Raw genomic sequence first — 26,514 nt, 5'->3', positions numbered from 1 at the left:
CAACATGTCGCAAATAGTCCAAATTGCCGTCACAAAACGGTCAACGAAACAAGAAAATAGGTGCAAAAGCGTGAAAAAGGGTCTGTTTTGTGAAAATAAGAGCTGTGGAGACCGAACCAGACTGTAGCCGGTCTCAGCGGCCGCTATTTTGATGAAAACGCCTGATTTTTGAATGTACCGGTCTGAGGCGCAGCTATTTGCGTGAACCCGGCTGGATTTAGCCCCGAAACAGGAAAATAGGTGCATCTGAGACCGAAAAGCGTGAAAAAGAGCCTGTTTCGTAAAAATAAGAACTGTGGAGACCGAACCAGACTGTAGCCGGTCTCAGCGGCCGCTATTTTGGAAAAAACGCCCGAATTTTGAACGGATCGGTCTGAGGCGCAGCTATTTGCGTGAAAACAGCTGGATTTAGCCCCGAAACAGGAAAATAGGTGCATCTGAGACCGAAAAACGTGAAAAAGGGTCTGTTTCGTGAAAATAAGAGCTGTGGAGACCGAAGAGCTTCGATGCTGTATGGAATCATATGTATCATCTGTGTGAAGCAAGCCTGTTACTTGTTAAACTCTGTTTGATTGACTGTACAGCACTGAATTTGCTTTTGAAGGCTATCAAAATTTTTAGTGAGATTTTGAGAAATATCGCATAATACGGTGATTGCTTCTGATTCATTGTCAGATAACTGAAAGATGATATCTTTAAATAGGGTTTTTAAATATTCTAAAGTATTTAGAGAGGCATGGTTATAAAGCTGAACATCTTTATAATTACTGGTTTCAAAAATAGCAGTTTCAAAGTATGGCTGGAAAAATTCAATAAGTTGAGGGAGATGCATGATTAGTTTTGCAATCCCTTCTTGGAGTCCTTGAACTAAGCTTAGCACTTCATCAACGTTTTCAATTATTTTATCGGTATAATTTTTAATTTGCGCATCAAACTCTTTGAAAAGTTCTGTAAGGTCAGGTGTAATAGTGACTGCATAAGCAGATGCACCCTTTACTGCAAAAATGATGCCTTGTAATATAACAGCTGCAGCAGTTAAGACATTCTCAAGACCTATAAGGACAGGAAGCAGTTTTAAAGTACATTCTGTTCTGAAAACAGCATAACCTGATTCAAAAACGAGATCCTTTAAATCCGTTGAAAAATGAAAGTAAGGGGACTCGTCAATCGTTCCGGTAAAGGTATTCGGAACAAATCCGACACCCTGTATAGCTCCGGAGCCGTTCGCGATATTAGTTTTAAGGTTCTCATCTCGATTAAAGAACTCATTTGCTGTACTGCTGATCTGACTCTTAAAATGTTCAATCTGGGAAGTAATGACCGCTGTGTTTCTTTGAAGAATTTGATAGTGATTGTTGTATTCGTTTACCACTGCATCATTTGTAAAATCGGTACCGCCGCGAATCAGAAGCGGGATGGCTGTTTCAATGATATGACTAAACATAGATGTAGTTTGAGTGACAGCATTAAATGAGTAATTCATCTCTTTCCGAAGTGTACTGAATAAACTTTCCACACTAATATCAGTTGAGGTAATGAATTCTACGAGCTGTGAAGGAGGAGAGTTCAAGATCTGATTAAGTCCTCTGCAGAGATCCTCCGCAAAATCTATGATTGTGTTGCAGCCGTTCAGTAGTGATTTTGCTGCTTCACCGGTTTTGGTTAAGCTCTGAACAGCCGGATCACCTATTGTCGCCTTTATCTCTTCTATTAACACATTTTGCAATTTTTCAATTCTTTTATTAAAAGCATCGGCTTCAATTTGTACAATCGTTTCACTTTCGGTAATGTATTTGCTTATCAGTGAAGCCCTGTCTTTAATCTCTGTATCCAAACTATCAGTGAGAGTGGTCAGGGCATCTTTATCCAATTTGATCTTGACGGAAGCACCTTCTCCATAAAGCGGCTCTCCGGTCCAGATGCTGACAGCAATAAATTCATCAGCACCGATATTTGTAATTAGATGATTATCCGGATTACCATATCCTGTGTGGTTATTGAGTGTATATTCAAATCCAGGCAAACCATTTTGAATGGTAATATGATTACCGGGAATCAGGGCTGCCAGGTTTGAGCTTACTAAAGCTCCGGTTAAAGGATCGTACATGCCAAAATAGCTGGTCATGTTCGGATAATCTTTTTCAGGATCGACCATTCCTTTAGGAAGGGGGGCAGGATTATATGCTACGGTTTTGAGTTTAGGGTTATTGACTCCAACACTGAGAGCAAGACCGCCTCCCAAGGAATTTCCTGCTACAGAAGTAACGTTGTATTTTTTTTCATTTCCTCATAATATTGGTTTGCTTCGTTAATTTGTTTAATATCGAGGTCACTTAAAAGTTGAGCATCAGTATAAATATCATTATAGTTTTGATCCTGTGCAGGTTCCGTACCAACAAAAACAATGGAATATTCTTCTGTATCGTTATTTTTTACGGTAATTGCGTCAAAGCCGCTTGGGTTGTCGTAAGAGGTATCAATGATTTTATATTTAGATTGGTTGACTCCAATATCGGTGAAAACTTCAGGATATTGATAAGCAGTACTTCCCGAAAGTTCAACCAAATCTTTGTGTAAGCTACTAACCGATTGTTTATGTTTAGTGGCCATGAAAATTTCCCCTTATCTAATTATTATTGATTCATCGACGGTTTTTAAACTATTATCCTTTACTCCTGTCCCAGTCCTTTTAATTATTTGATTGTCATTTAAGATAACGTTATAAATACCAGGAGGTAGATTGCGATTTTTTTTGATTTCTTCTGAAATTTGATTGATTATATTTTGACGAGGCTGTTCATTGGCAGTATTCATAAACAGACTTATAGTTATATTTATTTTCATTGGATCTAAAGAGGGCGTATCACCCGATATAATCAAATTTTTAACATCCATCGGATTCTCAATATAACGGTCACTTAATTCTTCAAGCGATTGATCAAAATTGGATATGTAATAGGCTGGTTTTGTAAATCCTGTAGCTTGGGTGTTTTCAATGGCTTCTTTTTGTTTAGTGGTTACCGGAAAACGTTTTTGCACATCTTCTATATAGTCATCAAGCTGTTCAAGTCCTTCTTTATAAATCATTCCATAAAGTCCAGACTGGATAGAATTTTCAATTTCCCCTTCCAAAGGTGCAACTTTATCCAATAAAACTTCCTCATCCGATAAATTTACAGGGACAATTGCCAGTGTATAAAAGTGGGGCTCCCCCTTTGATTCCACAAATACCGAAATGGCATCCTGTGCTCCCACTAAATTATGAACAGTTACCGGAGTTTTATAGTTGCTCATAAAAAATTCTTCCACGGCTTTAGTTATTTCATCTTTATGCTTTTTGGCCAATTCAACTGTTACTGGGCTGCTATTAGGTAAATAAAAACCCTCACCTGTATATTCCTGGACACTGGCATAAATATCCTGCTCTTGACTGCTCTTAGCTGCTTTTTTATCTTTATCTTCAAACCCTCCCATAAATGAACATCCCCCTGTTAACAAAATTAAACTTAGCCCAACAGACAAGAAACTATATGTAACTTTCATCATTTTCCTCCCTCTATAAAGTTATTCATTCACGGTTATTAAGCTTAAGTATTATTGTTTTATATAAAATAAAATAACAAAAAATACTTATTCACTTTATATAAGTATATAGTCAAGAAACATAAAAATTTTTATTATATTTACTTGAAACAGCATAATAAATTCAGATGATTTTAGTCATATACCTCACCGTAATCCAAAATAAACCTTATATTTACATATAAAGTAAAAAACCGACCTTTTAAAGGTCGGTTCCATCCATCATGCCCGCTCTTCAAACAAACCTGCGATCCTCACAATCACTTGTACAGACTTCTGCATGTTGTCGACAGAGGCAAATTCATAGCGTCCGTGGAAGTTTTCTCCGCCGGTGAAGATGTTCGGTGTCGGCAGTCCCATGTAGGATAGCTGGGAGCCGTCGGTTCCGCCGCGGATCGGGGAGACGAGCGGTTCGATATCGAGGCTTTTCATCGCATCGTAGGCGATATCCACGATTTCTTTGACCGGTTCGATCTTCTCGCGCATGTTGTAGTATTGGTCGTTCATTTCGAGAATGATGCGGTCCTCTCCGTAGGCTTTCTGGAAGTCCGCAACGGTCTGCTCCATGAGGACTTTCCGGTCCACGAACTTGTTCTTATCATGGTCGCGGATGATATAGCTGAGCTTCGTTTCCTCAACGTCACCTGTAATCGAGGTGAGGTGGTAGAAGCCTTCATAGCCATCGGTTGCTTCAGGAGCTTCCTCAGCAGGAATGCGGCTGTTGAACTCCATCGCAATTTTAGCGGAGTTGATCATTTTGTTTTTGGCGGTACCCGGGTGGACGTTCTTTCCTTTAATCGTCACCTTCGCACCAGCCGCGTTAAAACTCTCATACTCGAGCTCCCCGAGCGGTCCGCCGTCCACCGTATAGGCGAATGATGCGCCGAACTTCTCTACATCAAACCGGTGTGGCCCGCGTCCGATTTCTTCATCGGGAGTAAAAGCGACACGGATTTTTCCGTGCTTGATTTCCGGATGCTGGATCAAATAATGCATGGCGGTCATGATTTCGGCAACGCCTGCTTTATTATCAGCACCGAGCAGGGTGGTCCCGTCCGTTGTGATTAGCGTGTGTCCTATGTAATTCTTTAAGTTCGGAAAATCGTCCGGAGATAGAATGATGCTTTGCTCCGCATTCAGTACAATCGGTTCTCCGTCATAGTTTTCATGAAGCTGCGGGTTCACATTCCTTCCGGTGAAGTCCGTTGCCGTATCCACGTGTGCCAGGAACCCGATAACAGGGACATCTTTTTCCGTATTGGAAGGGAGGGTGGCCATGACGTAGCCGTTTTCGTCCATGGTGACGTCTTCCATGCCAATTGTCTCTAATTCCTGCTTCAGCATCTCCGCAAGCTCTAGCTGGCCGGATGTGGAAGGGCAGGATTCGCTCTCTTCATTGGATTGTGTCTCTACTTTTACATAGGACACAAAACGTTCGATCAATTCTTGTTTCATCAGCAATACCCCCTTGGTTTCATCATCTTATTTTACACATAAGCAGACCAATTTCCTATTACGGGACGGAATACTCTTAATTGTCAGAATTCAAATCTTTGTTTCATACCTCATAAAAATCCTCATTTCCGAGCAACATTTTCAGCGCAAAGCTCAGCAATTCAATCCTCTAACCTTTATCTCTAAAATTTCACAGCAAAAATATACATAAAAAAAGATAAATAGATAAAACGGGGTCTGCATGATGAACTATGATTGCGTAGCCGGCAGTTTCCGTCTGTATTGGGATGGAGACATGCCGGTAAAGGTTTTGAAGGTTTTGCTGAAATGTCCCTGGTCATGAAAACAGAGAATCATGCTGATTTCAAATATGCTTTTGGTCGTAGTGGAGAGCAGCAGTTTGGCGCGTTCAATTTTAATTTTTTTCGCATATTTCATGATGCTGATGCCCATTTCCTTTTTAAAGCAGGAGGAAGCATAACTGGCTGATATGTCGAGATCTTCCGCAAGTTTTCTGATGGAGACATGATTTTCGATGTTCATATGGAGATAAGGCAGTATTTTATTGGCTGTAAAGCTTTTTGTCACTTCTATGTCATGGATGACCAGATCAAAGTAGGCAGAGGACATTTCAAGCTCGAGCGATTGAAGCTCCTGCAGACGGATTTGCTTCGGGATGACTGAATAAAACCGGTTGTAGAGGGTGTGTAGGTATTTTTTGGTCACACCAAGCTTCATGATTTCTCTGGTGTATACAGCATTCCAGATGTAGAGGTCAATTTTCTTCTCTTCAGGGGCGAGGAATTGTTCCGTTTCTTCTTTATGTTTAGCTGAAATAAGCTCCATCATTTTTGGTTTATCTCTTGATTCGATCAGACATGCTGCATCTATCGTGAACAGGTGGGGATCGGAGCAATATGTTTCATGCATGGATTTATACACCTCATAAATCATGATTCTTCTGCCTCTATTATAGTCCATTTGATGGAAGTGCAAGAAAAAAATGTTTTCATAGGAGAGAGTTTGAATGAATAAGTATGCTGTTTACCATTTGCCGGATGTTCCTTACGCTTACCCGAAAGACGATCATACGCTCACTGTCCGGCTCCGCGCAGCAAGGGGAGACCTGAAAAAATGTGTCATCCGTTATAAAGACCGGTATGACTGGACCTCTTCTTTTTATATAAAGGAGATGAAGCTGAAAGAATCAACCGGCCTTTTTGCATTCTTTGAAGCCAACGTCCAGCTGGAACGCAACCGGTACCGGTACTATTTTGAACTTACAGATCAGGAAGGGAATCTGCTTTTTTATGATGAACGGGGCTTCAGAACACATGATTTAGAGAAGAACGAGATGACCGCGTTTCAGTATGCATACATTGCAGAAGCAGATGTATATGAGCAGCCGGAATGGCATGGAAAATCAGTCGTGTATCAGATTTTCCCTGACCGCTTTCATAATGGAGACCCTTCCATCAATCCACCGGGTACTCAGGCGTGGGGAAGTGAGATAACGGCTGCTTCCAAGTTTGGGGGGGACCTTCAAGGGATTATGGATAAGCTGGATTACCTTGAGGATCTCGGCGTTACCGTTGTTTATATGACGCCCGTTTTTCCCTCCTCTTCCAACCACAAATACAATACCGCAGACTATTTCTCGATCGACCCGCAGTTCGGTTCGCTTGAGACGGCGAAGGAACTGATCCGCAAGTGCCATGAAAAAGGCATGAAGGTGATTTTTGATGCCGTGTTTAACCATACGGGAAGTGATTTCTTTGCTTTCAAGGACCTGCTGGAAAATCAGGAGAATTCGAGATACAAAGACTGGTATTTTGCAGACAGCTATCCGGTCAGCGAGGAAAAAATCAATTACTATACATTCGCTGTCGGAATTCCGGAGATGCCAAAGCTGAACACGTCCAATCCGGAGGTCCGCGATTACTTGTTAAACGTGGCGGAGTTCTGGATAAAAGACGCTGGAATTGATGGCTGGAGACTGGATGTCAGCGACGAGGTGGATCATGAGTTCTGGCGGGCCTTCAGGAAGAGAGTGAAGGCAGCGAACCCGGAGGCAGTCATCATTGGGGAAATTATGCATGAATCGAGCGCGTTTCTGAAAGGCGACCAGATGGACAGCATTATGAATTACCCGTTTAAAGGGGCGATGGCAGATTTTTTCGGTACACGTACCATCCTTGCAGAAGAATTTGATGATATCCTCACGTACAACCGGACCATCTATATGGATTCTGTCACACGCCAGATGTGGAACCTGGTGGGCAGTCATGATACGAAACGGTTCATGACAGAATGCGGGGAGAGAGAAGCATCGATGAGACTCGCTGCTGCGTTTCAGTTCGCCTATATCGGAGTCCCTTATATTTATTATGGAGATGAACTGGGACTGAGCGGGGGCGAAGAGCCGCAGTCAAGAAACTGTATGATCTGGGATGAGAAGGAACGCAACGGGGACCTGCTGGAGTTTTTCAAAAAGCTGATCCATATCCGTAAATCCAGCAAGGCACTGACAAGCGGAACATACAGGACGCTGTACGCAAAAGAAAACCTGTTTATGATGATGCGGGAGCATGAAGAGGAAACGATCCTTGCCATCTTTAACAACCGTGAAACACCTGCTGAGGTAACAAGTCCGGCAAGCGGCACAGATGTACTGGACGGGGCAGAGATAACGGAAGGGAACGTTTTAAAAATGGACCCGTTGTCCTTTAAATGGATCCGCTGCTGAAACAGAAAGATCCGCTGATTTCTCAGCGGATCTTTCTTTCTTTTATGCTTGATCAGGAAGCGCCCATACTGAAACACTTTCACCGTTCACAGGGAAAAGCCCGAAGCCATCCTCTCCGATTTTCACGGTATCCTGTCTGTTCCCTGTAAGATCCTCCCACACTTCTCCTGAGCGGTCTTCTCCGACAAACATCCGCTTTTCTCCTTCATCCCCGTTGGAAATGACAACAGCGAGACCGGAACCTTCCTTTTCTTCGTGTCCTTTCCGGACCCAGCCGATCGTATTCGGATGATCAAAATAATCATCCTGATCCCCGTAGGCTTTGTTGCAGCGGGCGTTCAGCAGAGGATCCAGCTGTTCTTTTTTCCCCTCTACCGGCTCTTCGCCGCCAATTCCATAGTAATCTCCGTAAAATACGCATGGATAGCCGTCTTTTCTAAGGAGAACCAGTGCATAGGCACTCTGCTTAAACCAGTCACCAACCCATGATTCGAGTGCTTCGTTAGGCTGGGAATCATGATTGTCGACAAAGGTAACTGCATTCATAGGATGGGAATTGACGAGGGTATCGTCAAAAATCGTCGTTAAATCAAAATCCCGCTTCGCAAGGGATGCTTCATGCAGTTTATAATGCAGGGAGACATCGAATAAATCCATTTGATAGTCAATGTTATCCAAAAACTCCTGGCATGCAGCAAGCTCGGAATTCCAGAATTCACCCACCATATAGAAATCATCCCCGCGGTGCTTTGAAGCTTCTTCCGCAAACGTTTTAATGAATTCATGATTGATATGCTTAATCGCATCCAGCCTGTATCCGTCACAGTTTAATGTATCGGCAAGCCATTTGCCCCAGCCGATCATTTCCTGCTGAACATCCGGATGATCATAATCAATGTTCGCAAACATTAAGTAGTCATAATTCCCGAACTCACTGTCTACATTTTCGTTCCAGTCTTTCCCTTTGCCTAAGATGCGGAAAATTCCGTTTTTGCCGGTTTTCGCATCATAATCGGTCCCGTTAAAATGGCCGAAGTTCCACTTAAAGGAGGAATAGCGCTCCCCTCTGCCCGGGAACGTAAACTTTGTCCAGCCTTCAATATCAAAAGGCTCCGAGATGACTTTGCTTCGGTCATCCGGGTCCACTTCAACGACCTTGAATGTTTCCGTTTCATCTGCTCCGGCTTTGTGATTCATCACAACGTCCGCGTAAACATGAATATCGTTTTTATGACAGGCAACAATCGCTTCAATCAGTTCCTGTTTTGTTCCGTATTTTGTTCGAACCGTTCCTTTTTGATCAAATTCTCCAATGTCGTACAAATCATAAATTCCATAACCGGTATCTTCTGCAGACTGTCCTTTTGTAACGGGAGGAATCCAAACAGAATCGATACAGTTCGCCTTCAGTTCCGGCGCCATCTTCGCTAAATTCTTCCAGTGTTCCCCGTCTGCATCCAGATGCCATTCAAAAAACTGCATCATCGTGTGATTCTGCGGCATATTCATTCCTCCATCTTTTAACTTCTATAAAGGTAAATAGCCTTAAATGAGGGGCTTGTAAACCTTTTGCCGGATTATTTTTCATAATGCAAGGAATTAATTCGGCCAAAAGTACTAAAGGCTTGTACTGGTTTTACAGTATGAATCGTGGTAGGATTTCATAGTATAATTCTTAATGCTATTAGAAAAAGAATTTTTTAACTTTTATTTAATGTAAGCGGTATCAAAAATCACGTTCTGACTTGTGGTATGATAGGGAATGGCAGTTTGCAAAAGATGATAGTGGCAATGTCCCAATGCTCTGTTAATATAGAGTCAGCAAACGTTTTTGGAAGGAGTCATATTTATGCAAAATCAGCAGAACAATGAGCTGAAAAGGGGACTAGAGCAGAGGCATATCACCCTCATGTCGCTCGGGGCTGCCATCGGGGTAGGGCTTTTTCTTGGATCCGCGGCTGCCATCGAAATGGCGGGGCCGGGAATCTTGCTTGCCTATGCCTTTGCCGGCATGGTCATGTTCTTTATCATGAGGGCTCTCGGGGAAATGGCGATTCAAAAGCCGGTAGCCGGTTCATTCAGCCGTTACGCACGTGATTACCTTGGACCGCTTCCGGGATTTTTGACCGGCTGGAATTATTGGTTCCTATGGGTCGTCACCTGTATGGCCGAAATAACGGCAGTTGCCAAGTATATGACCGTCTGGGTGCCTGAAGAACAGGTCGCACCATGGATTTGGGCGCTGCTCGCACTTATTATTATGACACTCGTTAACTTTCTCGCTGTAAAAGCATATGGAGAGCTCGAGTTTTGGTTTGCCTTGATTAAAATTGTCACAATCATCGGAATGATTGTGATTGGAGCAGGGATTATTATCTTTGGGATCGGGAACGGCGGAGTCGCAACCGGGATCTCCAACTTGTGGAGCAACGGAGGATTCTTCCCCAACGGACTGGAAGGTGTCCTGCTGTCCTTATCGATGGTCATGTTTGCCTTTCTTGGAATCGAACTGATCGGTGTTACAGCAGGTGAAGTAAAAAATCCTGAGAAATCCCTGGCAAAAGCGATTGATACCGTATTCTGGCGCATCCTGATTTTCTACGTCGGCGCATTATTTGTCATCATGTCAATCTACCCGTGGGATGAAATCGGGACTCAGGGCAGCCCGTTCGTGCTGACCTTCGAAAAACTGGGAATTCCGGGAGCGGCAGGAATCATTAATTTTGTCGTGCTCACAGCAGCACTTTCCTCCTGCAACAGCGGCATCTTCAGCACAGGCCGGATGCTGTTTAACCTTGCCCAGCAAGGGGAGGCGCCGAACACCTATGGCAAGGTCACAAAAAATGGTGTTCCTGGAGCTGCGATCCTGACATCTGCGGCAGCCCTGCTGATCGGTGTCGTCCTGAACTATTTGGTTCCTGAAAAAGCATTCGTCTGGGTCACGAGCATCTCTACATTTGGAGCCATCTGGACTTGGGGGATCATCCTCCTGTCTCAAATGCGCTACCGGAGATCTTTGAGCCCGGAGCAAGTGAAAAACCTGAAATACAAAATGCCGCTGTTCCCGATCGCCAACTACCTGGCATTGGCGTTCCTCGGTATGGTTATCGTCCTGATGGCATTCAGTGCGGATACAAGAGTGGCTCTCATCGTAGGTCCCATCTGGTTCGCTGTGCTGCTTGTCGTTTATTATGCAAAAGGCTTTCATAAGCGGAGCTATACACCTGGTGAGTGAACGGGCGGCTTATAGAGCGGTCGTCCCTAGCTTCGTTACCTGTTCTGTCAGGAATTGATGAAGCTGGTCTCAGAGAGCTGAGCTTCATTCCCAAGCCTCCTATCGTTAAAAGTAAAAAGCCGTCCCGGCAACAGCAGGGGCGGCTTTGTTCGTTTTATTAAAATAAAAGCAGGCCTGCAAGACGGCCGATTCCATATCCGCAAACGACTGCCAGGGCTCCAAGCATAATGTAGATACTTACCCGAATAAATTCCGGCTGGCGGTATACCATATCTGCTGCCATTCGAAATCCCTTCTCCATTGCCATTCCTCCAAAAAATTATTCCTATCCAGAAAGAAGGATAACCGGATTTGAAGGGAAAATCAATAGGATGGAGGATTAAATTTTTCGTCATTTTCCTGGAAATGACTAGCAGGATCTATCAGGCTGTGGAGACGCCTGCGAGCGACTCGGGAGAATGCCCCAAGGATAGCCGGCTGATTTTTGAAAAACCTGCTTCAGAGTGGTTCCGTAAAATGGCCTGCAGTAAATGAAACTGCGGATCCTGCTTCAGTTTCTCCGCTTCTTCTACATATAAACGAATGACGGATGCCTTTGCGGCGTCGGGATAATATCTGCCTGGTTCGGTATCCAAGAGCAGGGTTCCCATAAAATGATGCTTAAATTGAAGCTGCCGAGTGAGATTTACGAGATGGAGCCATTTAGTATAAAGACCAGGATGTTCTGCTTGCACTTTTTTCAATTCATCTTGCATGGTTTTTAACTCTTCCAGACTTGACACCGCTACCATTGTGTTCCCGCCTCTCTTAAATTAGTCCCATGGCTTGCTGAGTGTAATGTTTTTAGCCAGTTCCTTGCTTTTAGTCCGCCGAATCTTCCTCATCTCAGCCCTTCCGTCTGCAGTCTCAAACAGAAATTTTTCTTCTTCCGTTTCGGGAATGACAGCCGGCACTTCAAGCGGCTTTTTATCCTCACCCAGGGCTACAAAGGTCAAAAAGGCAGTAGCTGCAATCCGGCGATTCCCATTCATCATATCCTCAGCGATGACTTTGCAGAAAATTTCCATAGATGTTTTCCCCGTGAAAGACACGAAGGACTCGATGCATACCGAATCTGTCTGATGAATTGGACAGAGGAAATCGATGGAATCCGTTGACGCAGTAACGCATTCCTTAGCACGGGCATGGCGTCTTGCAGACAATGTTGCACAGCTGTCCAGCTTTTTCATCAGCACTCCGCCGAACAAGGTGTTGTAGTTATTTAAATCGCAGGTCAATACCTGGTCTGTATTCACGATGCGGCTCTCTGTTGCTCGTTTCGCTTCCATTCCACCCAAATCCTTTCCTGCCTGATCTGTTCTACAGGGCTAGTGTATGATGAGAAGAAATGGAAGTAAAATGGATAGTTTTTATGCTGATCATTCGTTTTATCTATGTAACTGCTTCCAATAATGAATATACGCGGAAAAGAACCGGAAGGGGGACCTCCAGATCCTTATAACAATTGGTTTCTTGTATAGGAAAGCCATTCTCTTGCTGCAAACGGGAGGTACTGTTCTTTCTTCCAAATAACAGCTAATTTCCAGGTGATCGAGGGGTTTACAATTTTTAAAGTGCACACTTTAGAGGATAGATTTTGACAGATGCTCTCCGGAAAAAGCGCTGCTCCCAAACCGCAGGCAATCATTTCTTCGATAAATTCCCATTGAGAGCTCTCCGATACTACCTTTGGCTGAAACCCTGCCTTGCTGCATGCAGAGAGAATCCGGTCGTGCAGCACGAAATCCTTGTTAAAAAGGATGAAAGGTTCTCTCTTCAGCTCCGGCAATTCTATTTCTTGCCGGTGTGCAAAAGGGTGTTCCGGATGAAGGACAAGCCTGAAGTTCTCTTCTTTATAGGGCAGCGTTTCGAACGCATCTTCATTTGCAGGAAGAACGACAACACCGGCGTGAAGGATGCCGGATGCTACTTCTTCTTCAATCCGCTTGGAGCCGTGTTCCGCCAGATGAAAAGTAATATCGGGATACTTTTTGTGAAATGCGCCAATCATTTTTGGGAAAAAGCTTGTCCCGATAATGGGAGGAAGGCCAAGGCGAATGACTCCTTTTTTGAGGTTCCTTAATTCATCCAGCTCCTGCTGCAGGTTGGTGAACGCTTTATCGATCAGCTTCGCCTGGTCGTAAATGACCTGACCGGCATCTGTAAGGATCAGCTTTTTGCGTGAGCGTTCAAAAAGCTGAACCCCAAGCTCCTCCTCAAGGTTTTTCACCATTTTGCTGATGGTCGGCTGAGTAATGAACAGCCGGTCAGCTGCTCTTGTGAAGCTTTTGCAGTTTACGGCTTCAATAAAATACTGAAGATGCTTAATATCCATTCTGTCATCCTCCTATCCATCTATATCCATCTTAGCAGACCAGCTGCTTCCTTTTCCTCCCTCTTTTGCATGATTGGTTAATTAGGAATATACTTATTTTAGAATAGACAGGCGGTGGATCAGATGAATTATGCAAGTATGGCAGAACGCACAATGAGTACGAGAAAAAAGCTTCGCCTGCAAACGATTGATGCTGTACTTCATGAGTTTGACGGTGAAATCATGAATCTTCCCCGGCATATGAGACTTGAAAAATACAGAAAAATGGCGGAAAGCCCGTTTCGGTTTTTCAGAGGCAGTGCCTACCTTTTCTATTTTGATACTACTAAAATCCCTTTTTCATTTCATACTCCGGAAGACAAGCCAACCTGGATTCAAGGCGATCTGCATTTTGAAAACTTCGGTGCGTTTCAGAATGAAAAGGGGGACATTGTCTATGATGTAAATGATTTTGATGAAGGCACAATGGGTTCTTACCTCTATGATGTGCTCAGGATGGCTGTCAGCATCGCTTTGTTTTTAGAAGCTGAGGACGTTAATGAGGTGGAGCAGGAGCAGCGGATCAGAACGTTTCTTCATGCATATTGTGCACAGGTAAAACGCTTTGTTAACCGGAAGGACAACCCCGTTTCATTTTATATTACCGAGAATAACGTAAAGAATCCGATACGCAAGCTTTTAAAAAAGCTCCGCAAAAGAACGGGTAATAAATTATTGGACGATTATACCGAGCTGACAGAGACGGGAAAAAGGAAGTTCAAATGGTCCGAAGAAATTCAGCCGGCTGCCGATGCAGAACAGGATGCAATCCGGAAAGTGTGGCCGGACTACATCTCAACGCTGGACCAGGAGGACCGGAAGGAACTTTCCTATTATTTCATTAAGGATATTGCCAGGAAGCATGGCTCAGGTACCGCTTCTATCGGATTGGACCGATTTTATCTATTAATCGAAGGGAATCAGGGGAGTGACGATCTTGTCTTGGAAATGAAAGAGGTTCGGGCTCCGGTACCTGGCTTCTTCCTCCCTCAAAGCAGCCAGTTCTGGGATGAACACGTCCATCAGGGAGAAAGGGTAATCGCTACACAGAAAGCCATGCATCATCACGAAGACCCGTTCCTTGGCTATGTAACATTTGAGAATCGGCATTTTTATATACGGGAACGTTCACCGTTTAAAAAGAAATTAAAAGCTAAGCATATAGCGGATCTTCATGCTATGGATGCAGCACTTGAAACAATGGGTAAGATCACTGCTAAAATCCACTCCAGATCGGATGCTGATTTTCAGGATGCTTTGCTTACCCATCATAGTGAACTAGAAATTATGAAAGCAATCGGTCCTGATCCTAGCCGTTTTATTGATCAACTCTCTTTTGCTGCAATTGCCTACAAACGCCAGACCAATTCTGATTATGGGATCTTCCTGGAATGGCTCAATGATTTTTGAGAAATGCAGATTGCATTTCTCTTTTTTTATCCTCTTTTGTAGGGCATTTTTATATTTTCTCTTTATTTGTACGCAAATTTATTTTCTCTTTTAGTCTGGTTTTTCTGGAATTTCAGCTTGATTTTTAGATGTTTACAAATAAGTTTACAAGTATACAAAAAGAATACTCATGTGGACAAAAGTGTAAACATGTACACAAAGTTGTACGCATGTTGATTTGACAAGATGTGTACACAAAAGTAAACATGTATACAAAGTTAAGCTTCTTGTATACAGAAAAGTAATCAAGTAAACAAAATTGCAAACATAATAATTCCTGTATTGAAAGAATTGGCCATATGTATTACCTTAAAAATAAGCCATGCTTTCGAATGGTGTATGGAACTTAACATGAAAGGAAGTATGACCATGACCATTTCAAGAATTGCCGCAGTAGATGTAGGCAACGATGCCGTGAAGGCACTTTTCGGAAAACTTGATGCAGAACTATACATACCAAACGTAATCGCAAGAGATTTAGAGGATCGTCCGGTAATCGGAATAGAAGAATTAAATGAAAAAGATCCACTGGAAAACATTCACATTAAAGTGCACTCCCCTGCTTTGAAAGAAAACAACGTGATTTACCGAGTTGGAAGCCTTGCTACAAAAAGCAATAATTCGACAGAACTAGACCCGGGCAGCAGCAAGTCAGAGGAAGATCAGACGCTCGTGATGCTGTTTGCTTCTCTGGCACTTGATGCAGTTGAAGGAACTTCTGAAAAAGGCTTTAAAAAGAACAACCAAGTCATTGACGCAAACTATACGCTCGGAACCGGGCTTCCGCTTAGGGAAGTAAAAGAAGGAAAAGATGTCGGTTACCGTTCACAGCTTCTGGGCTCTGTCCATCAGGTGGAATTCCTTGTAACCCCGAAGTACCAGGGGCTGAAGATCAATATCCGTTTTGATGAGGTGAAGGTATATCCGGAGGGCTTCGCAGCATTCGTGAACCTTGTGATGGATAACGATTTGAACATTATCAATAAAGACCTGATCGACAAACGTATTCTGATTCAGGATATCGGCGGTCTTTCTACAGATATCGCGGTGATACGGAACCGGAATGTAGACGATGATAAAGCACAGGGCTTCAATCTGGGTGTTTCTGAATCGCTTGAGGCAATCCGCGAAGAAATTCGGACGAAGCATGGGGTAGAATTGGACAGCAGGCGTGATGTGGTGGACATTATTACCCGCAAAAATGACCGCAACCATATTATGGTGCGCGGAAGCCGGACAAGCGTTCACGATATTACAGACCGTATTTTGCTGGAGCTTGCGAAGAAACAATATCGCTTCCTGCGTAATGTTTGGCAACGCAATTCCCAGACGGAGATCTGCTACTTTGTAGGGGGCGGTGCATCTGTACTGAAGGATTATTTAAAGGCATTGAATAATAATCTCGACGGATACAACATTGAATTTTTCGAGGATGAGAAAGAGAGCATCTGGATGATGTCCAATGCTTATTACAAGCTGATCTCTGATTTTGTCCGCAAACATACAAAACAAGAAAAAAAGGATGAAAAGCAGCCGGCTTCCTCATCCAAATAAGGTGATGACTAGATGAAACCGTCGGAAAAACGTATAGAGCGGGGCCAGGCCATTACATTTCGGGTCCCCTCTGATACTCCCGATCACCTGCTTAAGCAGCTAGCGCGTCTGAAGGAAACCGAAAAGAGAAATTTTTCGAGCAGGATTGGAGAATTTGTCATGAAGGGGGTAAGTGAATCTCTTTCAAAAGAAAGGCAGACTCTTACCATTCCGCTTCCCCGGCAGCTGACGAAAGAACAAAGAAACTGGCTGAAGCACGAGCACTCAGAAGCGCTGCTAGGAAGCATGATTCACCAGCTTCTTGCAGATCCAGTGAGGGCAACAGCACTTCTTGCCAGTCTGAACAGCCATACACTCGATCCGGAGGAGCTGATCCTGTTTGAAGAGCAGACTGCAGCAGCCTCTGAACCTGCCCCTTTTCCTGTTAAAGCCGAAGAGAACACTAAGGCTGCAGATTGGGATGACTCAGATGATGACCTGGAAGGCTTTAGCTTTGACCGGGTCCAGCAGGAAGTCCGGAACAGTGAAATGGAATCAGATGAAACAGAAGAAAGCGCAGATGATTTGCTCGGTGATTTCCTGTCAAGCATGAACAAATAAAGCTCCCGTTGAGGGAGCTTTATTTCATTTCCTAGGAAATTCCTTCATCTTCCACCGTGAAGGTCAGGACTTTCGGATTCGCTCCGTTTACTCCGCGCTCCATGATTTCAATCACCGTTTCAATTTCTTTATTGCTTACCGGTTTTGGCTTGCCGTGAACGATCGAGTCGTATAACAGGTCGTAGATCTTCCCGTAATCCCCGAGAGGAGTAGGGAGAATGTCTGTTTTCTCCATGCCGTTCTCCATGTAGATGAGTTTCCCGTAAGAAGCTTCAGGATCTTCACCAAATCCTTCTTCGCCCGGTTTTTTTCCGAGCTTCCTGAGATGGTCCTCCTGCTGGTCGATGCCGTATTTAATAAACGTTCCACTCGTTCCTTGAATCAGAAACTTTGGGTAAGGTTCTTTTACAAGATGGCTCATCTTGAGAATATACTTGAAACCGCTGTAAAAAAGCTCAATATGAAAATAGTCGTCTGGATTGCCCGGATTCCGTACCGACCGGATATCATAATACATTTTTTCCGGTTTTCCGAATAAAGAGACGGCCTGATCGATTAAATGAACGCCCAGACCGTAGACAGCTCCCTTATACCGGCTGCTTTCCGGCGAATCCGGAGCTTCCGGCCGGTAGTAATCAAAATGGGATTCAATTTCGACGGGGTCTCCCAGTTTTCCGCTTTCCAGCGCCTGCTGAACAGCGAGGAAGTCTGAATCAAACCGCCTGTTCTGATAAGGCATAATGATTAAATTTCTGCTTGCAGCAAGCCTCAGCAATTCTCTGGCTTCTTCGCCTGTAAAAGAGAAAGGCTTCTCCACTAAAACATGCTTGCCGTGTTCGAGGCATGCTTTTGCAAAGTCATAATGTGTTTCATCAGAGGTGCAAATCGTAATCAGGGAAATCGATTCATCCGCGAGCAGCTCCTGCAGATCATAGACGAATTCGATCCCGTCCTTTTTGTATGGCTCTTCCATTTCCGTTTTCTTCGTCCGGCTGTAAATTTTCTTAACCTTAAGGTTGTCCCTGATTTGCAGATAGGGAAGATGGAAAACTGTGGTGCTCTTCCCGAAGCCGATGAAACCAACGTTCAGCGTCATGTAAAAACCCCCATTTTCTATTTGCTTGTCTCATACATTCATAATTTTAGCAAAACACGGCAAAATTATCGTATGTTATACTCGGGCAGAGGAAAGATTACTGGATTCGGAGTGAAGGAAATGATAAAAAAATTACAGGCAAAACCTGCTGCTGCAGGTGAATATATAGATGGGCTCCCTCTTGTGGAGAGAGCTTCGGTCACCAATCCGGATGCACTCTCGGAAGAGGGGGAGCTTTTTATCCTGTCGGATCCGAAGGGCAGATACCTCGGGACAGGCTACCATGGGCTGCAAAATAAAGGGGTTGGCTGGCTTTTGACAGCAAATCAGGAAGAAGAGATCGATCAGCGTTTTTTTAACAGGAAAATCCGCAGTGCTGTTGAATACCGTTCTTCTTACTTAAAAAGTGCTGAAACAACAGCCTTTCGTCTTTTTAATGGAGAAGGGGACGGAATCGGCGGTTTGACCATTGATTACTTTGAAGGCTTTTGCCTGATCAACTGGTACAGCGCAGGAATTTACCGCTTCAAAACGGAAATCGTCCAGGCTATCGAGAAAGCGGTGGAGCCAAAGGGCATTTATCAAAAGAAGCGGTTTAATGAAAAAGGCGGTTATATTGAAGAGGATGATTTTGTCTCAGGAGAAGAGGCTCCTTCTCCGCTGCTTGTAAAAGAAAACGGGGTCCAGTTCGCCGTTTATTTAAATGAAGGGGCCATGGTCGGTGTGTTTCTTGACCAAAGGGAAGTAAGGAAAGCCATTAGAGACAAGTATGCTGCCGGTAAAGCGGTTCTGAACATGTTTTCCTACACAGGTGCCTTTTCTGTATTTGCAGCGCTTGGAGGGGCATCCAGGACGGTCAGTGTAGATGTGGCAAACCGCAGTCTGCCCAAAACGATTGAACAGTTCAGCATAAACGGGATCGACCATGAAGCACAGGAAATCATCGTGGAGGATGTATTTAAGTATTTTAAATACGCAGCCAAAAAAGGCAAGGTATATGATCTTGTTGTCCTCGATCCCCCAAGCTTCGCCAAAACGAAGAAAAACACCTTCAGTGCAGCCAAAGATTACAAAAATCTGCTGAAGGATACGATCCGGCTTACCGCTGACAATGGAATAATCATCGCTTCTACGAATGCGGCCAATGTAAGTGAAAAGAAATTTCAAGGATTCATTGATCAGGCTTTTAAAGAATCCGGCATTTCCTGCCGGATCCTGGAAAGCTTCAGCCTGCCGGATGACTTCAAGACCATTCCTTCATATAAGCAGGGCAACTATTTAAAAGTGTTTTTTGTTCAGGTCAACAAATCAGGCTCTCAAAAATAAACCGTCTCTAAACCCGGAAACCGTTTTCCGGGTTTTTTTGAGATGACTGCGGATCGGCTCGTTGCAGATTGGCTTTCTTTATATGTAAAATTAAGTATTTTATAGTTTTATTTTCCTTCGGAAGGGTATAGGTATTTCAGACCCGTATGCATCATTTTCTGAATCAATCAGCACGGGAATATGGAAGGATAATGTGCAAAGATTGTCGAATGTATAGAATTTGAAAATATGTTTTTTTATGATATAAGCTGTGTCTGGAAATTATTTATCCATAATACATATACTGGAGGAATCAAAATGGACAATCGAACAACAAGGTCAGAGACCGCAGCAGCGACTGAGACCGCTCCTAACTTGAAAAAGCCCGGGTTTCCGCTCAAATGGGTCATTGCCGGAATTGTAGCGTTTTTAGTGATTGGCGGCACAGCAGCCTTCGCCCTATTTGCGAATAAATCCCCGAAACAGCTGTATCTGCTATCTGAGATCAAAACACTGGAAAAAGCCGGCGAAGAGCTCGAAGATCAAAACGGGGAACTGGCTGATTTTCAGGAAAAAATGACAGAACAGCCGTCCAGTACGAAAGCCGAGATAACAGGCGGATTTGGAACGGATGCGTACTTGCCGCCAGAGCTTGAAATGATGCAGGAGCTTTTGGCCGGACTTTCGATTACGACTGAAACAGAGCAGGATCCGAAGGCGAATAAGAGCTTTACAAAAGCCGGAGTGGAGCTTGAAGGGGAAGAACTCCTGAATCTGGAGCTCCATCAGTCCCCAGTGCAGCTTGCAGCTGCCGTTCCTGCCCTTTACGACAAGCCTTTTTATTTGAATACGGATGAATACGGACAGTTTATGCGCAAGACGGACCCTTCATATTCAGGGCCGGAAAAGCTGAACCTGGAACCTCTGAGCATGAAGGATTTTGAGCTGTCTGAAAAAGAAGAAACGCATTTGAAAGAGACTTATGGAGACTTTCTTTATAAAGAGCTGAAAGATGAGTATTTTACGAAAAAAGACAACGTATCATATGAACATAACGGAGAAGATCTGAACGTGACACAGGTTACGATGAAGCTTTCCGAAAAAGAAACGAAAGCGCTATTGGACAATCTTTTTGAACGGATGATTAAAGATGAAAAGCTTCATAGCATCGTAAGCTCCCGAGTTACAAAACTGGCAAACTATAATGTGAATCAGATGGATATGATTGGAGCAGCAGAAACGAAAGAGGATTTTGTTGAGGGGCTGGAAGATGCGAGGAAAGAGCTGAAGGGTGCTGAATTACCAAAAGGATTCACGTCCGTTATCCTGATCAACGGGGATGAGCAGGTCATTGACCGAAAGATGGATCTGACCGTAACAGGCGATGGCTCAGAAGTGCCAATCAGCATTCACACGGTTGATGTGGCTTATGACAACGGGAATAAACGTGACCAGGAGCTTAAGGTCAATGCCTCTTCAGAGGGAGAGAAAGTTGAATTCCTTCTAACAAACAATAGTGTGAAAAAAGATGATGAGAACCGCAAAGAAAACCTGAAAGCAGAGATCCGCACCGGCACTGAGCAAGAGAGCCTTACCTTCACAATGGAATCCGATATTAAGGGGAAAACCGCTGCAAAGCAAACTGCTGACCGAAGTTTCACACTAAAGTCTGACGGGGAAATGAACCCTGTAAGCTTAACAGGGAAATTAGTTCAGGAGCAGAATGTTGATGCTGAAGATCAGACCAGCAAACAAGTATTTGACCTTGAACTAAACGGCGGAGATGAGATGGGCAACATAAACGTTTCGTTAAAGGCAGATCTTGAATCAAAGCTGAAGGAAAAAGCAGATCTGCCTGAATTGGATGTCCAGGATGCTGTAAATGTAAACGAAGTGACACCTGAGGATATGGATATGATCTCAAAAGATATCACTCTGAACATTCAGAGGCTGTTCCTTGATCTCGGGTTATTCTGACACAGGGGATGAAACCAATCTTTTATCTAACCGGGTTTTTTTTGAAAGGTTTACTGAGAAAGTGGAAAGTTCTCCTTTTCCTTTTCACCGTTCCGCTCATTTTAATGGGCGGATCGGCTTATATTGCGGGCAAGGCGTTCACCGACAAGGAACGCCTTGAACCATTTAAAGCGGCGATCGTGGATCTTGACCAGACGGTTCAGACTGAATATGTCATCAAGCAGCTTCTTGGCAGTGAAGAAATCACAAAGGTTATACAGCCGGTTGTGACGACGGAGGATGAGGCCTTAAAAATGCTCGCAGAGAATCAGATAGCAGGAATTGCTGTTCTCCCTGAGGGCTTCAGTAAAAGCGTAATAAATGGAGTAAATGTGCCTCTCACAGTAACAGGGAACAGTGAAAAGCCGCTGCAGGCCTATTTGTTCCGGCAGATTATGGAGAGTGCTGCGGATTATACGTCTGCTGCCCAGAGCGGGATTAATACGGTCTATGATTTTATGATCAGGGCAGAACTGCCGGAAGAGGTCGTAAAAAAAGAATACCGCAAGGATTTGCTCTCTTTTTCCCTCCACGCACTGGGACGGAATGAAGTGTTCGAACAAACGCAGGAAAACAGCCTGTTTATCAAAAATGTCCTGTCTTACTACGGGATCTCGATTTTTGTTTTGCTTCAGATGGTCTGGTCCTATCAAATTCTTCTCTTTATGAGGGGACAGGTGACGGAAGGAGTGGCATCACGTCTTCTGCTGTACCAGGTGAATCCGTGGAAGAGGACAGCGGCCGAATGGATGACTGCGGGTGTTTTCCTCCTTCCCCTGCTTTTTCTCGGTCTGTTTACTTTAAAACAGGCTGGTATATGGAATGGGGAAAATCTGCTGCCGGCAGCAGCAGGGACAGTGCTGACTGCTATGCTGTTTGCTTCATTGTTCGCTTTTCTGTCCGCACTGTTTAAAATGGATTGGCTTTTTCAGCTGATGTCTGCTCTGATCATTGCGGCCGGCTGCCTGTTGGGCGGTCATTTTATTCCCGATTTTTACCTCCCTTCATGGCTCGAGCCTTATCATGCTTTTACGGTTAATACATATGCACTCGAAACCGCCTTCGCTCTATTTGACGGGAGATTGGAAGGTTTTGGAACCCTTGCAGCTCTTCTCGCAGGCATTATGCTGATGATGGGGCTTGGATCTTTAATCAAGGAAGCGGGTGCTTTCAAATGATGCAGAGAAGGCTGAAAAAGCTGCCCTATCTCCTCCTTCTGCTTTTCCTGCCCGCAGCGGCGATACTCGCTATCCATTATTTTTCAGGGGAGGTTGAGGGGGATCTGTCTATTCCGGTAGCCGTCGTAGACCAGGATCAGTCAGACCTCTCGAAGACATTGATAAAAAGGCTTAAGCAGCAGGAGCGGCTAGAGCTTGAGGAGACTGGGAGTAAAGAAGCCCAAAACCTGCTGCTTCGTGAAGAAACAGACACAGTGTTTATCATCAAAAACGGTTTTGAAGAAGCGGTCAATAATGGAGACCGGGAAGAACTGATCGAACTGAGGACCACTCCTTTATCTGTTGCATCCGGAGTAGTAAGGGAAATGGCTGCCAGTGAAATCATCCGGCTCACATCGAACGCCAAAGCAGCAGATCGGGTGGAGAAGCTGGCTGATCAATACAATGCTGCTTTTCCCGCATCCGGGAACCTCCGGGATGAGGCTTACCAGTATGCGGATCAGCAATGGGAACCGGAACCGCTCATGACCATCGAGTACAATGAGGCAGCGGTCAGCGGAGCCCAAATGCCTGAGACAGGAGAGAAAGCAGGATTCCTGCCGGGTCCGCTTCAAATATGGACGGCAATCACCCTTGTCTTGTGTATGATTTCATGTGATTGGATCATTAAAGAGCGGGACGCCCTTTTCAAAAGAATTACTACAACCCCGGCCGGATTAAATGAATACATGTTGAAATCGTTCGGATTCATTGCTGCGGTCCATCTTTTGCAGGGAATCGTCAGCTGGACCATCACCAGACAGCTGGATCCTTCTGCACCGCTGTCACTGCTGTTCCCGATGAGCATTTTTATTTTGTTCACTATGTCTGTGCAGCTTCTCATAGCGGCATTTTCCGCTTATCCGGGAAATTATTATACAGCAAGCACAGTGTGGATATTTCTCATCAGCCTGTTTGGAGGCAGCATTCTGCCGGCTGGTGAAATTCTGCCGCAGCTTAAGGAAGCGGAAAAGTGGTTTCCGCAAGGACCGGTACTTGCCTGGCGGAGTGGTGCAGGTCCGGCGCTGTATGTGTTTATGCTTTTGGGCGCGGCCTTTATTTTTACAGCTATGTCACGCTTAAGGAGGACCCGATGATCGAGATTCAGAATGTCTCAAAATCCTACGGCAAAAAACAGCCGCTGAACCGTGTGTCACTCACAATTCCGGAAGGGGAGGTCTTTGGACTGCTCGGGCCGAATGGTGCAGGGAAATCCACTCTTCTCTCCATCCTTGCGACGATTTCCGTCCAGGATCAGGGTACTGCGCAGATCGGCGGTCTGGATAGTAAAAAACAGAAAAAACAGGTCCGTCGGAAAATAGGCTACGTCCCTCAGGATGTCGCCCTTTGGGAGCAAAACACAGTTAAAGAGAACATGACCATTTTCGGCAGGCTTTCGAAATCCAAGGCAACTAAGGACGAACTGAAAAAGCTGTGTTCGGACGTAAAGCTCGAGGACCAGTGGAACGAAAAAGTGAGCAGCCTCTCCGGAGGAATGAAGCGAAAACTGAACATTGCAGCGGCTCTCATCCATGATCCTGATATTCTTCTGATGGATGAACCGACTGTCGGGATTGATCTGCAGTCCAAGCTTGAGATCAATCAGCTTGTTAAAAGGCTGGCACAGGATGGAAAAACGATTGTGTATACCACCCATGACCTGAACGAAATCGTAACCCTTTTTGACCGGATCGGCGTGCTCAAGAACGGTGCTTTTTCGTTTGTCGGAACCGCTTCCGAGGCAGAGGAGCGCTACTCCTCTGATAAAGGGAGCGACTGGGTATATGCGATGCTGCAGTGAATGGGCTTGAAGGGTTTTTTAATTTTGTATGGAATAGGAAAGGTATACGCAAATCTACCGGCGCCCTCTCTTAATCAAGCACTTATTCCTTCCGCGTATAAAATCCGATTGGAGCGTGATTTTATTGGAATGGATGACAGCAGCTGACAGACCGCTTCGCTATACCGAGGATGATGCGGGGGTTACCGAGCTTCTGCCAAGCTACCGCATTGATATGAGGCATGATGGGCACCGGGACCGATTTTTTCATGCAGGCCTTGTCAGTGATTGGTCCCAGCTGACCTGGAAGGAAGCCCGCAAGCCTTACGAAGTCCGGACGGTGGCCAAATCGAAGCGCACGTATGAAAAGGAAAACGGAGAGATGTCTGTTAAAACGTCATGGGAATATTTCAACCGCTCCTTTCATGAGTGGTTTGTAAAAGACGTACCGGGGGAGCTCACCAAAAGCAGGCAGGAACTGAAAAGCCATCTGGCACGGTTCCGGCTTGCCGATGTGAAGGAAGCTCTGGGTGAAACGGTCCGGTTGTCGCTTTGGAATTATGCCCACCGGATTGAAGATGGTGTATGGGGCCCCGTTTGAAGGCTTGGATGTCAGCAAACCGAGGATCCTGTTTCTCGGGGCAGCTGAAGGGTATGAAGCTATGCAGTTCCATGCCATGTATCCCGGCGGAGAGATTGTGATGGCTGACTATGACGAATTCTGCAAAACTGACCGGTTCGGGCACTTCCCTGAGACGTATCCGTTTCTCGGCACTAATCCTGCAACAGGAAGTCTCAAAGTATGGTTTAAAGATCAGATGAAGATCACGTACATCGTGGAAGATATCCGCAATCTATCATTTGGAAAAGAATTCGATATCATCCTCAGTGTCGGACTGCTTGAGCATTTTCCAGACGAGCTCAAAGGAGAGGTCATGGACTGGCACCGCAGGTTTTTAAAGCCTGGAGGCTATGTGATCATGACAACACCGAGGCTGCAGATGAAATCGAAGCTGTTCTACACCATTATGGCGGACGTCATGAATCATACGTACCGGGAGCTGATGGATATCCGGCAGATGGGGCTGTACATGTATGAAGGCGGTTTTGATATTCTCCGTCACGGTTACATCAAAGTGCACAACGGGATCATTGCCCGTCCAAGATAATGATGAAACTTTTTACAAGGTAAGACGTAAATAATAGCAGCCTGAATGAAGAGAGGAAGAGGACAATGTTTGGAAAAGTAGCGTCAGATATGCTGGGACTCAGCGATATTGGAAGTGTCATCAAGCCTGCGGATTTTGATAAGGTGGATGCGGATGACTACATCCTGCACGAGGATAATGAGCGCATTTACTTCTTGATCAAATCAAAAGCGGACGAATACTGCTTCACCAACCGGGCCCTGGTACATCTTGATGGAGCAAGCGCAGCCAGCAAAAAACGCACCCTGAAGCGCTTCGAGTACCGCGCCAATAAGATTACCGATGTTTTCCTCGAAACAGCCGGCACGGTCGACCTGGACGTAGAGATTAAATTCAAGCTCGGAAACACAGCTTTCTCCATTGATGTACATAAAAAACACCTGGAAGAGCTGAAAGACCTCTACAAAGCCTTGATCAAAATTGCTGAAATCAACCGTGAAAGCCACCAGGCCCTGGAATATGCGAAGCAAAGTCTGCAAATGGCATCCACGACTCTCGGCAACATGAGAAGCACCGACGGAAACCTCTCCGAAGAATTCAAAAAAATGAACCAGACTGCATTCAACTGGATGATGGACACGAAAAAGCAGTACAGCATCAGAGATTTCGGCTACGTGTTTGAAAAATACATTAATAATTAAAGAGAAAGCCCGGTTCTGCTATTCAGAACCGGGCTTTCTGCCTGCAGGCTATTGAAAAACGGCTCCTGTCGGCTGAGACAACGGTTTTTTTTAGCGAAATATTGACCTGCGTTTTGATATCGACGATTTTCAGAGTATATCTCTCAGGCCCCCTAACTCGTTTGGACACCTCCTCTGATTCAAAATATAATGAGGGCAGAGGAGATGAGGCCAAGAT

General features: G+C 44.7%; 25 protein-coding genes. 13 read left to right on the top strand and 12 right to left on the bottom strand.

Features of this window, described 5'->3' with window-relative positions:
• Positions 1-550: 550 nt before the first annotated feature.
• From GKZ89_RS14895 to GKZ89_RS14875, 5 genes are all read right to left on the bottom strand, one after another.
• A complete protein-coding gene (locus GKZ89_RS14895; protein WP_155113202.1) occupies positions 551-2,242 on the bottom strand; it encodes an SA1320 family protein in 1,692 nt (563 codons plus the stop codon).
• Positions 2,243-2,253: 11 nt separating this feature from the next.
• Entirely contained in the window at positions 2,254-2,610 is a 357-nt protein-coding gene (locus GKZ89_RS14890) for a hypothetical protein (protein WP_155113201.1), read from the bottom strand.
• Positions 2,611-2,622: 12 nt separating this feature from the next.
• Positions 2,623-3,543: a DUF1672 family protein gene (locus tag GKZ89_RS14885; RefSeq protein ID WP_162356926.1), complete on the bottom strand. Its 921-nt coding sequence runs from the start codon at positions 3,541-3,543 to the stop codon at positions 2,623-2,625.
• A 261-nt stretch (positions 3,544-3,804) separates the two neighbouring features.
• Positions 3,805-5,037: a peptidase T gene (gene pepT / locus GKZ89_RS14880; RefSeq protein WP_155113199.1), complete on the bottom strand. Its 1,233-nt coding sequence runs from the start codon at positions 5,035-5,037 to the stop codon at positions 3,805-3,807.
• Between the two features lie 249 nt (positions 5,038-5,286).
• The gene (locus GKZ89_RS14875; protein WP_155113198.1) at positions 5,287-5,967 is read right to left on the bottom strand and encodes a helix-turn-helix transcriptional regulator; all 681 of its coding nucleotides are present in this window, start codon (positions 5,965-5,967) and stop codon (positions 5,287-5,289) included.
• 97 nt (positions 5,968-6,064) lie between these two features.
• On the opposite strand from GKZ89_RS14875, the gene GKZ89_RS14870 reads away from it, so the two are divergent.
• Positions 6,065-7,783, top strand: coding sequence for a glycoside hydrolase family 13 protein (locus GKZ89_RS14870; RefSeq protein WP_155113197.1), 1,719 nt, complete (start codon positions 6,065-6,067; stop codon positions 7,781-7,783).
• A gap of 42 nt (positions 7,784-7,825) precedes the next feature.
• Here the strand turns inward: GKZ89_RS14870 and GKZ89_RS14865 are convergent, their stop codons facing one another.
• A complete protein-coding gene (locus GKZ89_RS14865) occupies positions 7,826-9,286 on the bottom strand; it encodes an alpha-amylase (RefSeq protein WP_155113196.1) in 1,461 nt (486 codons plus the stop codon).
• Between the two features lie 346 nt (positions 9,287-9,632).
• On the opposite strand from GKZ89_RS14865, the gene GKZ89_RS14860 reads away from it, so the two are divergent.
• Positions 9,633-11,018, top strand: a complete 1,386-nt coding sequence (locus tag GKZ89_RS14860) for an amino acid permease (protein ID WP_155113195.1) — start codon at positions 9,633-9,635, stop codon at positions 11,016-11,018.
• 157 nt (positions 11,019-11,175) lie between these two features.
• On the opposite strand, the gene GKZ89_RS14855 is transcribed toward GKZ89_RS14860, so the two are convergent.
• The 4 genes from GKZ89_RS14855 to cidR all read right to left on the bottom strand — a co-directional run bounded on the left by GKZ89_RS14855 (position 11,176) and on the right by cidR (position 13,392).
• On the bottom strand, positions 11,176-11,319 hold the full coding sequence (locus GKZ89_RS14855) for a hypothetical protein (RefSeq protein WP_155113194.1): 144 nt from the start codon (positions 11,317-11,319) through the stop codon (positions 11,176-11,178).
• Between the two features lie 121 nt (positions 11,320-11,440).
• Positions 11,441-11,809, bottom strand: a complete 369-nt coding sequence (locus tag GKZ89_RS14850; protein ID WP_155113193.1) for a hypothetical protein — start codon at positions 11,807-11,809, stop codon at positions 11,441-11,443.
• Between the two features lie 21 nt (positions 11,810-11,830).
• Entirely contained in the window at positions 11,831-12,346 is a 516-nt protein-coding gene (locus GKZ89_RS14845) for an acyl-CoA thioesterase (RefSeq protein WP_155113192.1), read from the bottom strand.
• A 167-nt stretch (positions 12,347-12,513) separates the two neighbouring features.
• The gene (cidR, locus tag GKZ89_RS14840) at positions 12,514-13,392 is read right to left on the bottom strand and encodes a cidABC operon transcriptional activator CidR (protein WP_155113191.1); all 879 of its coding nucleotides are present in this window, start codon (positions 13,390-13,392) and stop codon (positions 12,514-12,516) included.
• Positions 13,393-13,515: 123 nt separating this feature from the next.
• Here cidR and GKZ89_RS14835 point away from each other — a divergent pair, with 123 nt between their 5' ends.
• The 3 genes from GKZ89_RS14835 to GKZ89_RS14825 all read left to right on the top strand — a co-directional run bounded on the left by GKZ89_RS14835 (position 13,516) and on the right by GKZ89_RS14825 (position 17,034).
• Positions 13,516-14,841 carry a DUF2252 domain-containing protein gene (locus GKZ89_RS14835; RefSeq protein ID WP_155113190.1) on the top strand — a complete coding sequence of 442 codons (1,326 nt, stop codon included), beginning with the start codon at positions 13,516-13,518 and terminating at the stop codon, positions 14,839-14,841.
• A 408-nt stretch (positions 14,842-15,249) separates the two neighbouring features.
• Positions 15,250-16,434 (top strand): ParM/StbA family protein, encoded by a 1,185-nt coding sequence (locus GKZ89_RS14830; protein WP_155113189.1) that lies wholly within the window; start codon positions 15,250-15,252, stop codon positions 16,432-16,434.
• A gap of 12 nt (positions 16,435-16,446) precedes the next feature.
• Positions 16,447-17,034 (top strand): hypothetical protein, encoded by a 588-nt coding sequence (locus tag GKZ89_RS14825; RefSeq protein WP_155113188.1) that lies wholly within the window; start codon positions 16,447-16,449, stop codon positions 17,032-17,034.
• Between the two features lie 31 nt (positions 17,035-17,065).
• Here GKZ89_RS14825 and GKZ89_RS14820 read toward each other — a convergent pair whose 3' ends face one another.
• A complete protein-coding gene (locus GKZ89_RS14820; protein ID WP_155113187.1) occupies positions 17,066-18,130 on the bottom strand; it encodes an oxidoreductase in 1,065 nt (354 codons plus the stop codon).
• A 120-nt stretch (positions 18,131-18,250) separates the two neighbouring features.
• On the opposite strand from GKZ89_RS14820, the gene GKZ89_RS14815 reads away from it, so the two are divergent.
• The 8 genes from GKZ89_RS14815 (at position 18,251) to GKZ89_RS14785 (ending at position 26,297) form a co-directional block, all read left to right on the top strand.
• Entirely contained in the window at positions 18,251-19,456 is a 1,206-nt protein-coding gene (locus tag GKZ89_RS14815; RefSeq protein WP_155113186.1) for a class I SAM-dependent rRNA methyltransferase, read from the top strand.
• Positions 19,457-19,753: 297 nt separating this feature from the next.
• Complete coding sequence (locus tag GKZ89_RS14810) at positions 19,754-21,412, top strand: DUF6583 family protein (RefSeq protein WP_155113185.1); 1,659 nt, start codon at positions 19,754-19,756, stop codon at positions 21,410-21,412.
• 41 nt (positions 21,413-21,453) lie between these two features.
• Positions 21,454-22,629, top strand: coding sequence for an ABC transporter permease (locus GKZ89_RS14805; protein WP_162356924.1), 1,176 nt, complete (start codon positions 21,454-21,456; stop codon positions 22,627-22,629).
• On the top strand, positions 22,626-23,765 hold the full coding sequence (locus GKZ89_RS14800) for an ABC transporter permease (RefSeq protein WP_155113183.1): 1,140 nt from the start codon (positions 22,626-22,628) through the stop codon (positions 23,763-23,765). Before GKZ89_RS14805 ends, GKZ89_RS14800 begins: the two co-directional genes overlap by 4 nt.
• Positions 23,762-24,469, top strand: coding sequence for an ABC transporter ATP-binding protein (locus GKZ89_RS14795; protein WP_155113182.1), 708 nt, complete (start codon positions 23,762-23,764; stop codon positions 24,467-24,469). Before GKZ89_RS14800 ends, GKZ89_RS14795 begins: the two co-directional genes overlap by 4 nt.
• A 124-nt stretch (positions 24,470-24,593) precedes the next feature.
• The gene (locus GKZ89_RS21295) at positions 24,594-25,049 is read left to right on the top strand and encodes a hypothetical protein (protein ID WP_241680274.1); all 456 of its coding nucleotides are present in this window, start codon (positions 24,594-24,596) and stop codon (positions 25,047-25,049) included.
• Positions 25,027-25,617: a class I SAM-dependent methyltransferase gene (locus GKZ89_RS21290; RefSeq protein ID WP_241680277.1), complete on the top strand. Its 591-nt coding sequence runs from the start codon at positions 25,027-25,029 to the stop codon at positions 25,615-25,617. Before GKZ89_RS21295 ends, GKZ89_RS21290 begins: the two co-directional genes overlap by 23 nt.
• A gap of 65 nt (positions 25,618-25,682) precedes the next feature.
• Complete coding sequence (locus GKZ89_RS14785; RefSeq protein ID WP_155113181.1) at positions 25,683-26,297, top strand: PH domain-containing protein; 615 nt, start codon at positions 25,683-25,685, stop codon at positions 26,295-26,297.
• Positions 26,298-26,319: 22 nt separating this feature from the next.
• Here GKZ89_RS14785 and GKZ89_RS21085 read toward each other — a convergent pair.
• Positions 26,320-26,514 (bottom strand): hypothetical protein (locus tag GKZ89_RS21085; protein WP_206672152.1); only part of this gene is annotated, 195 nt, incomplete at its 5' end.

Origin of the sequence: Metabacillus mangrovi (assembly GCF_009711125.1) — a bacterium.
GTDB classification, from domain to species: domain Bacteria; phylum Bacillota; class Bacilli; order Bacillales; family Bacillaceae; genus Metabacillus_B; species Metabacillus_B mangrovi.
This window is presented reverse-complemented; position numbering and strand designations above follow the sequence as displayed.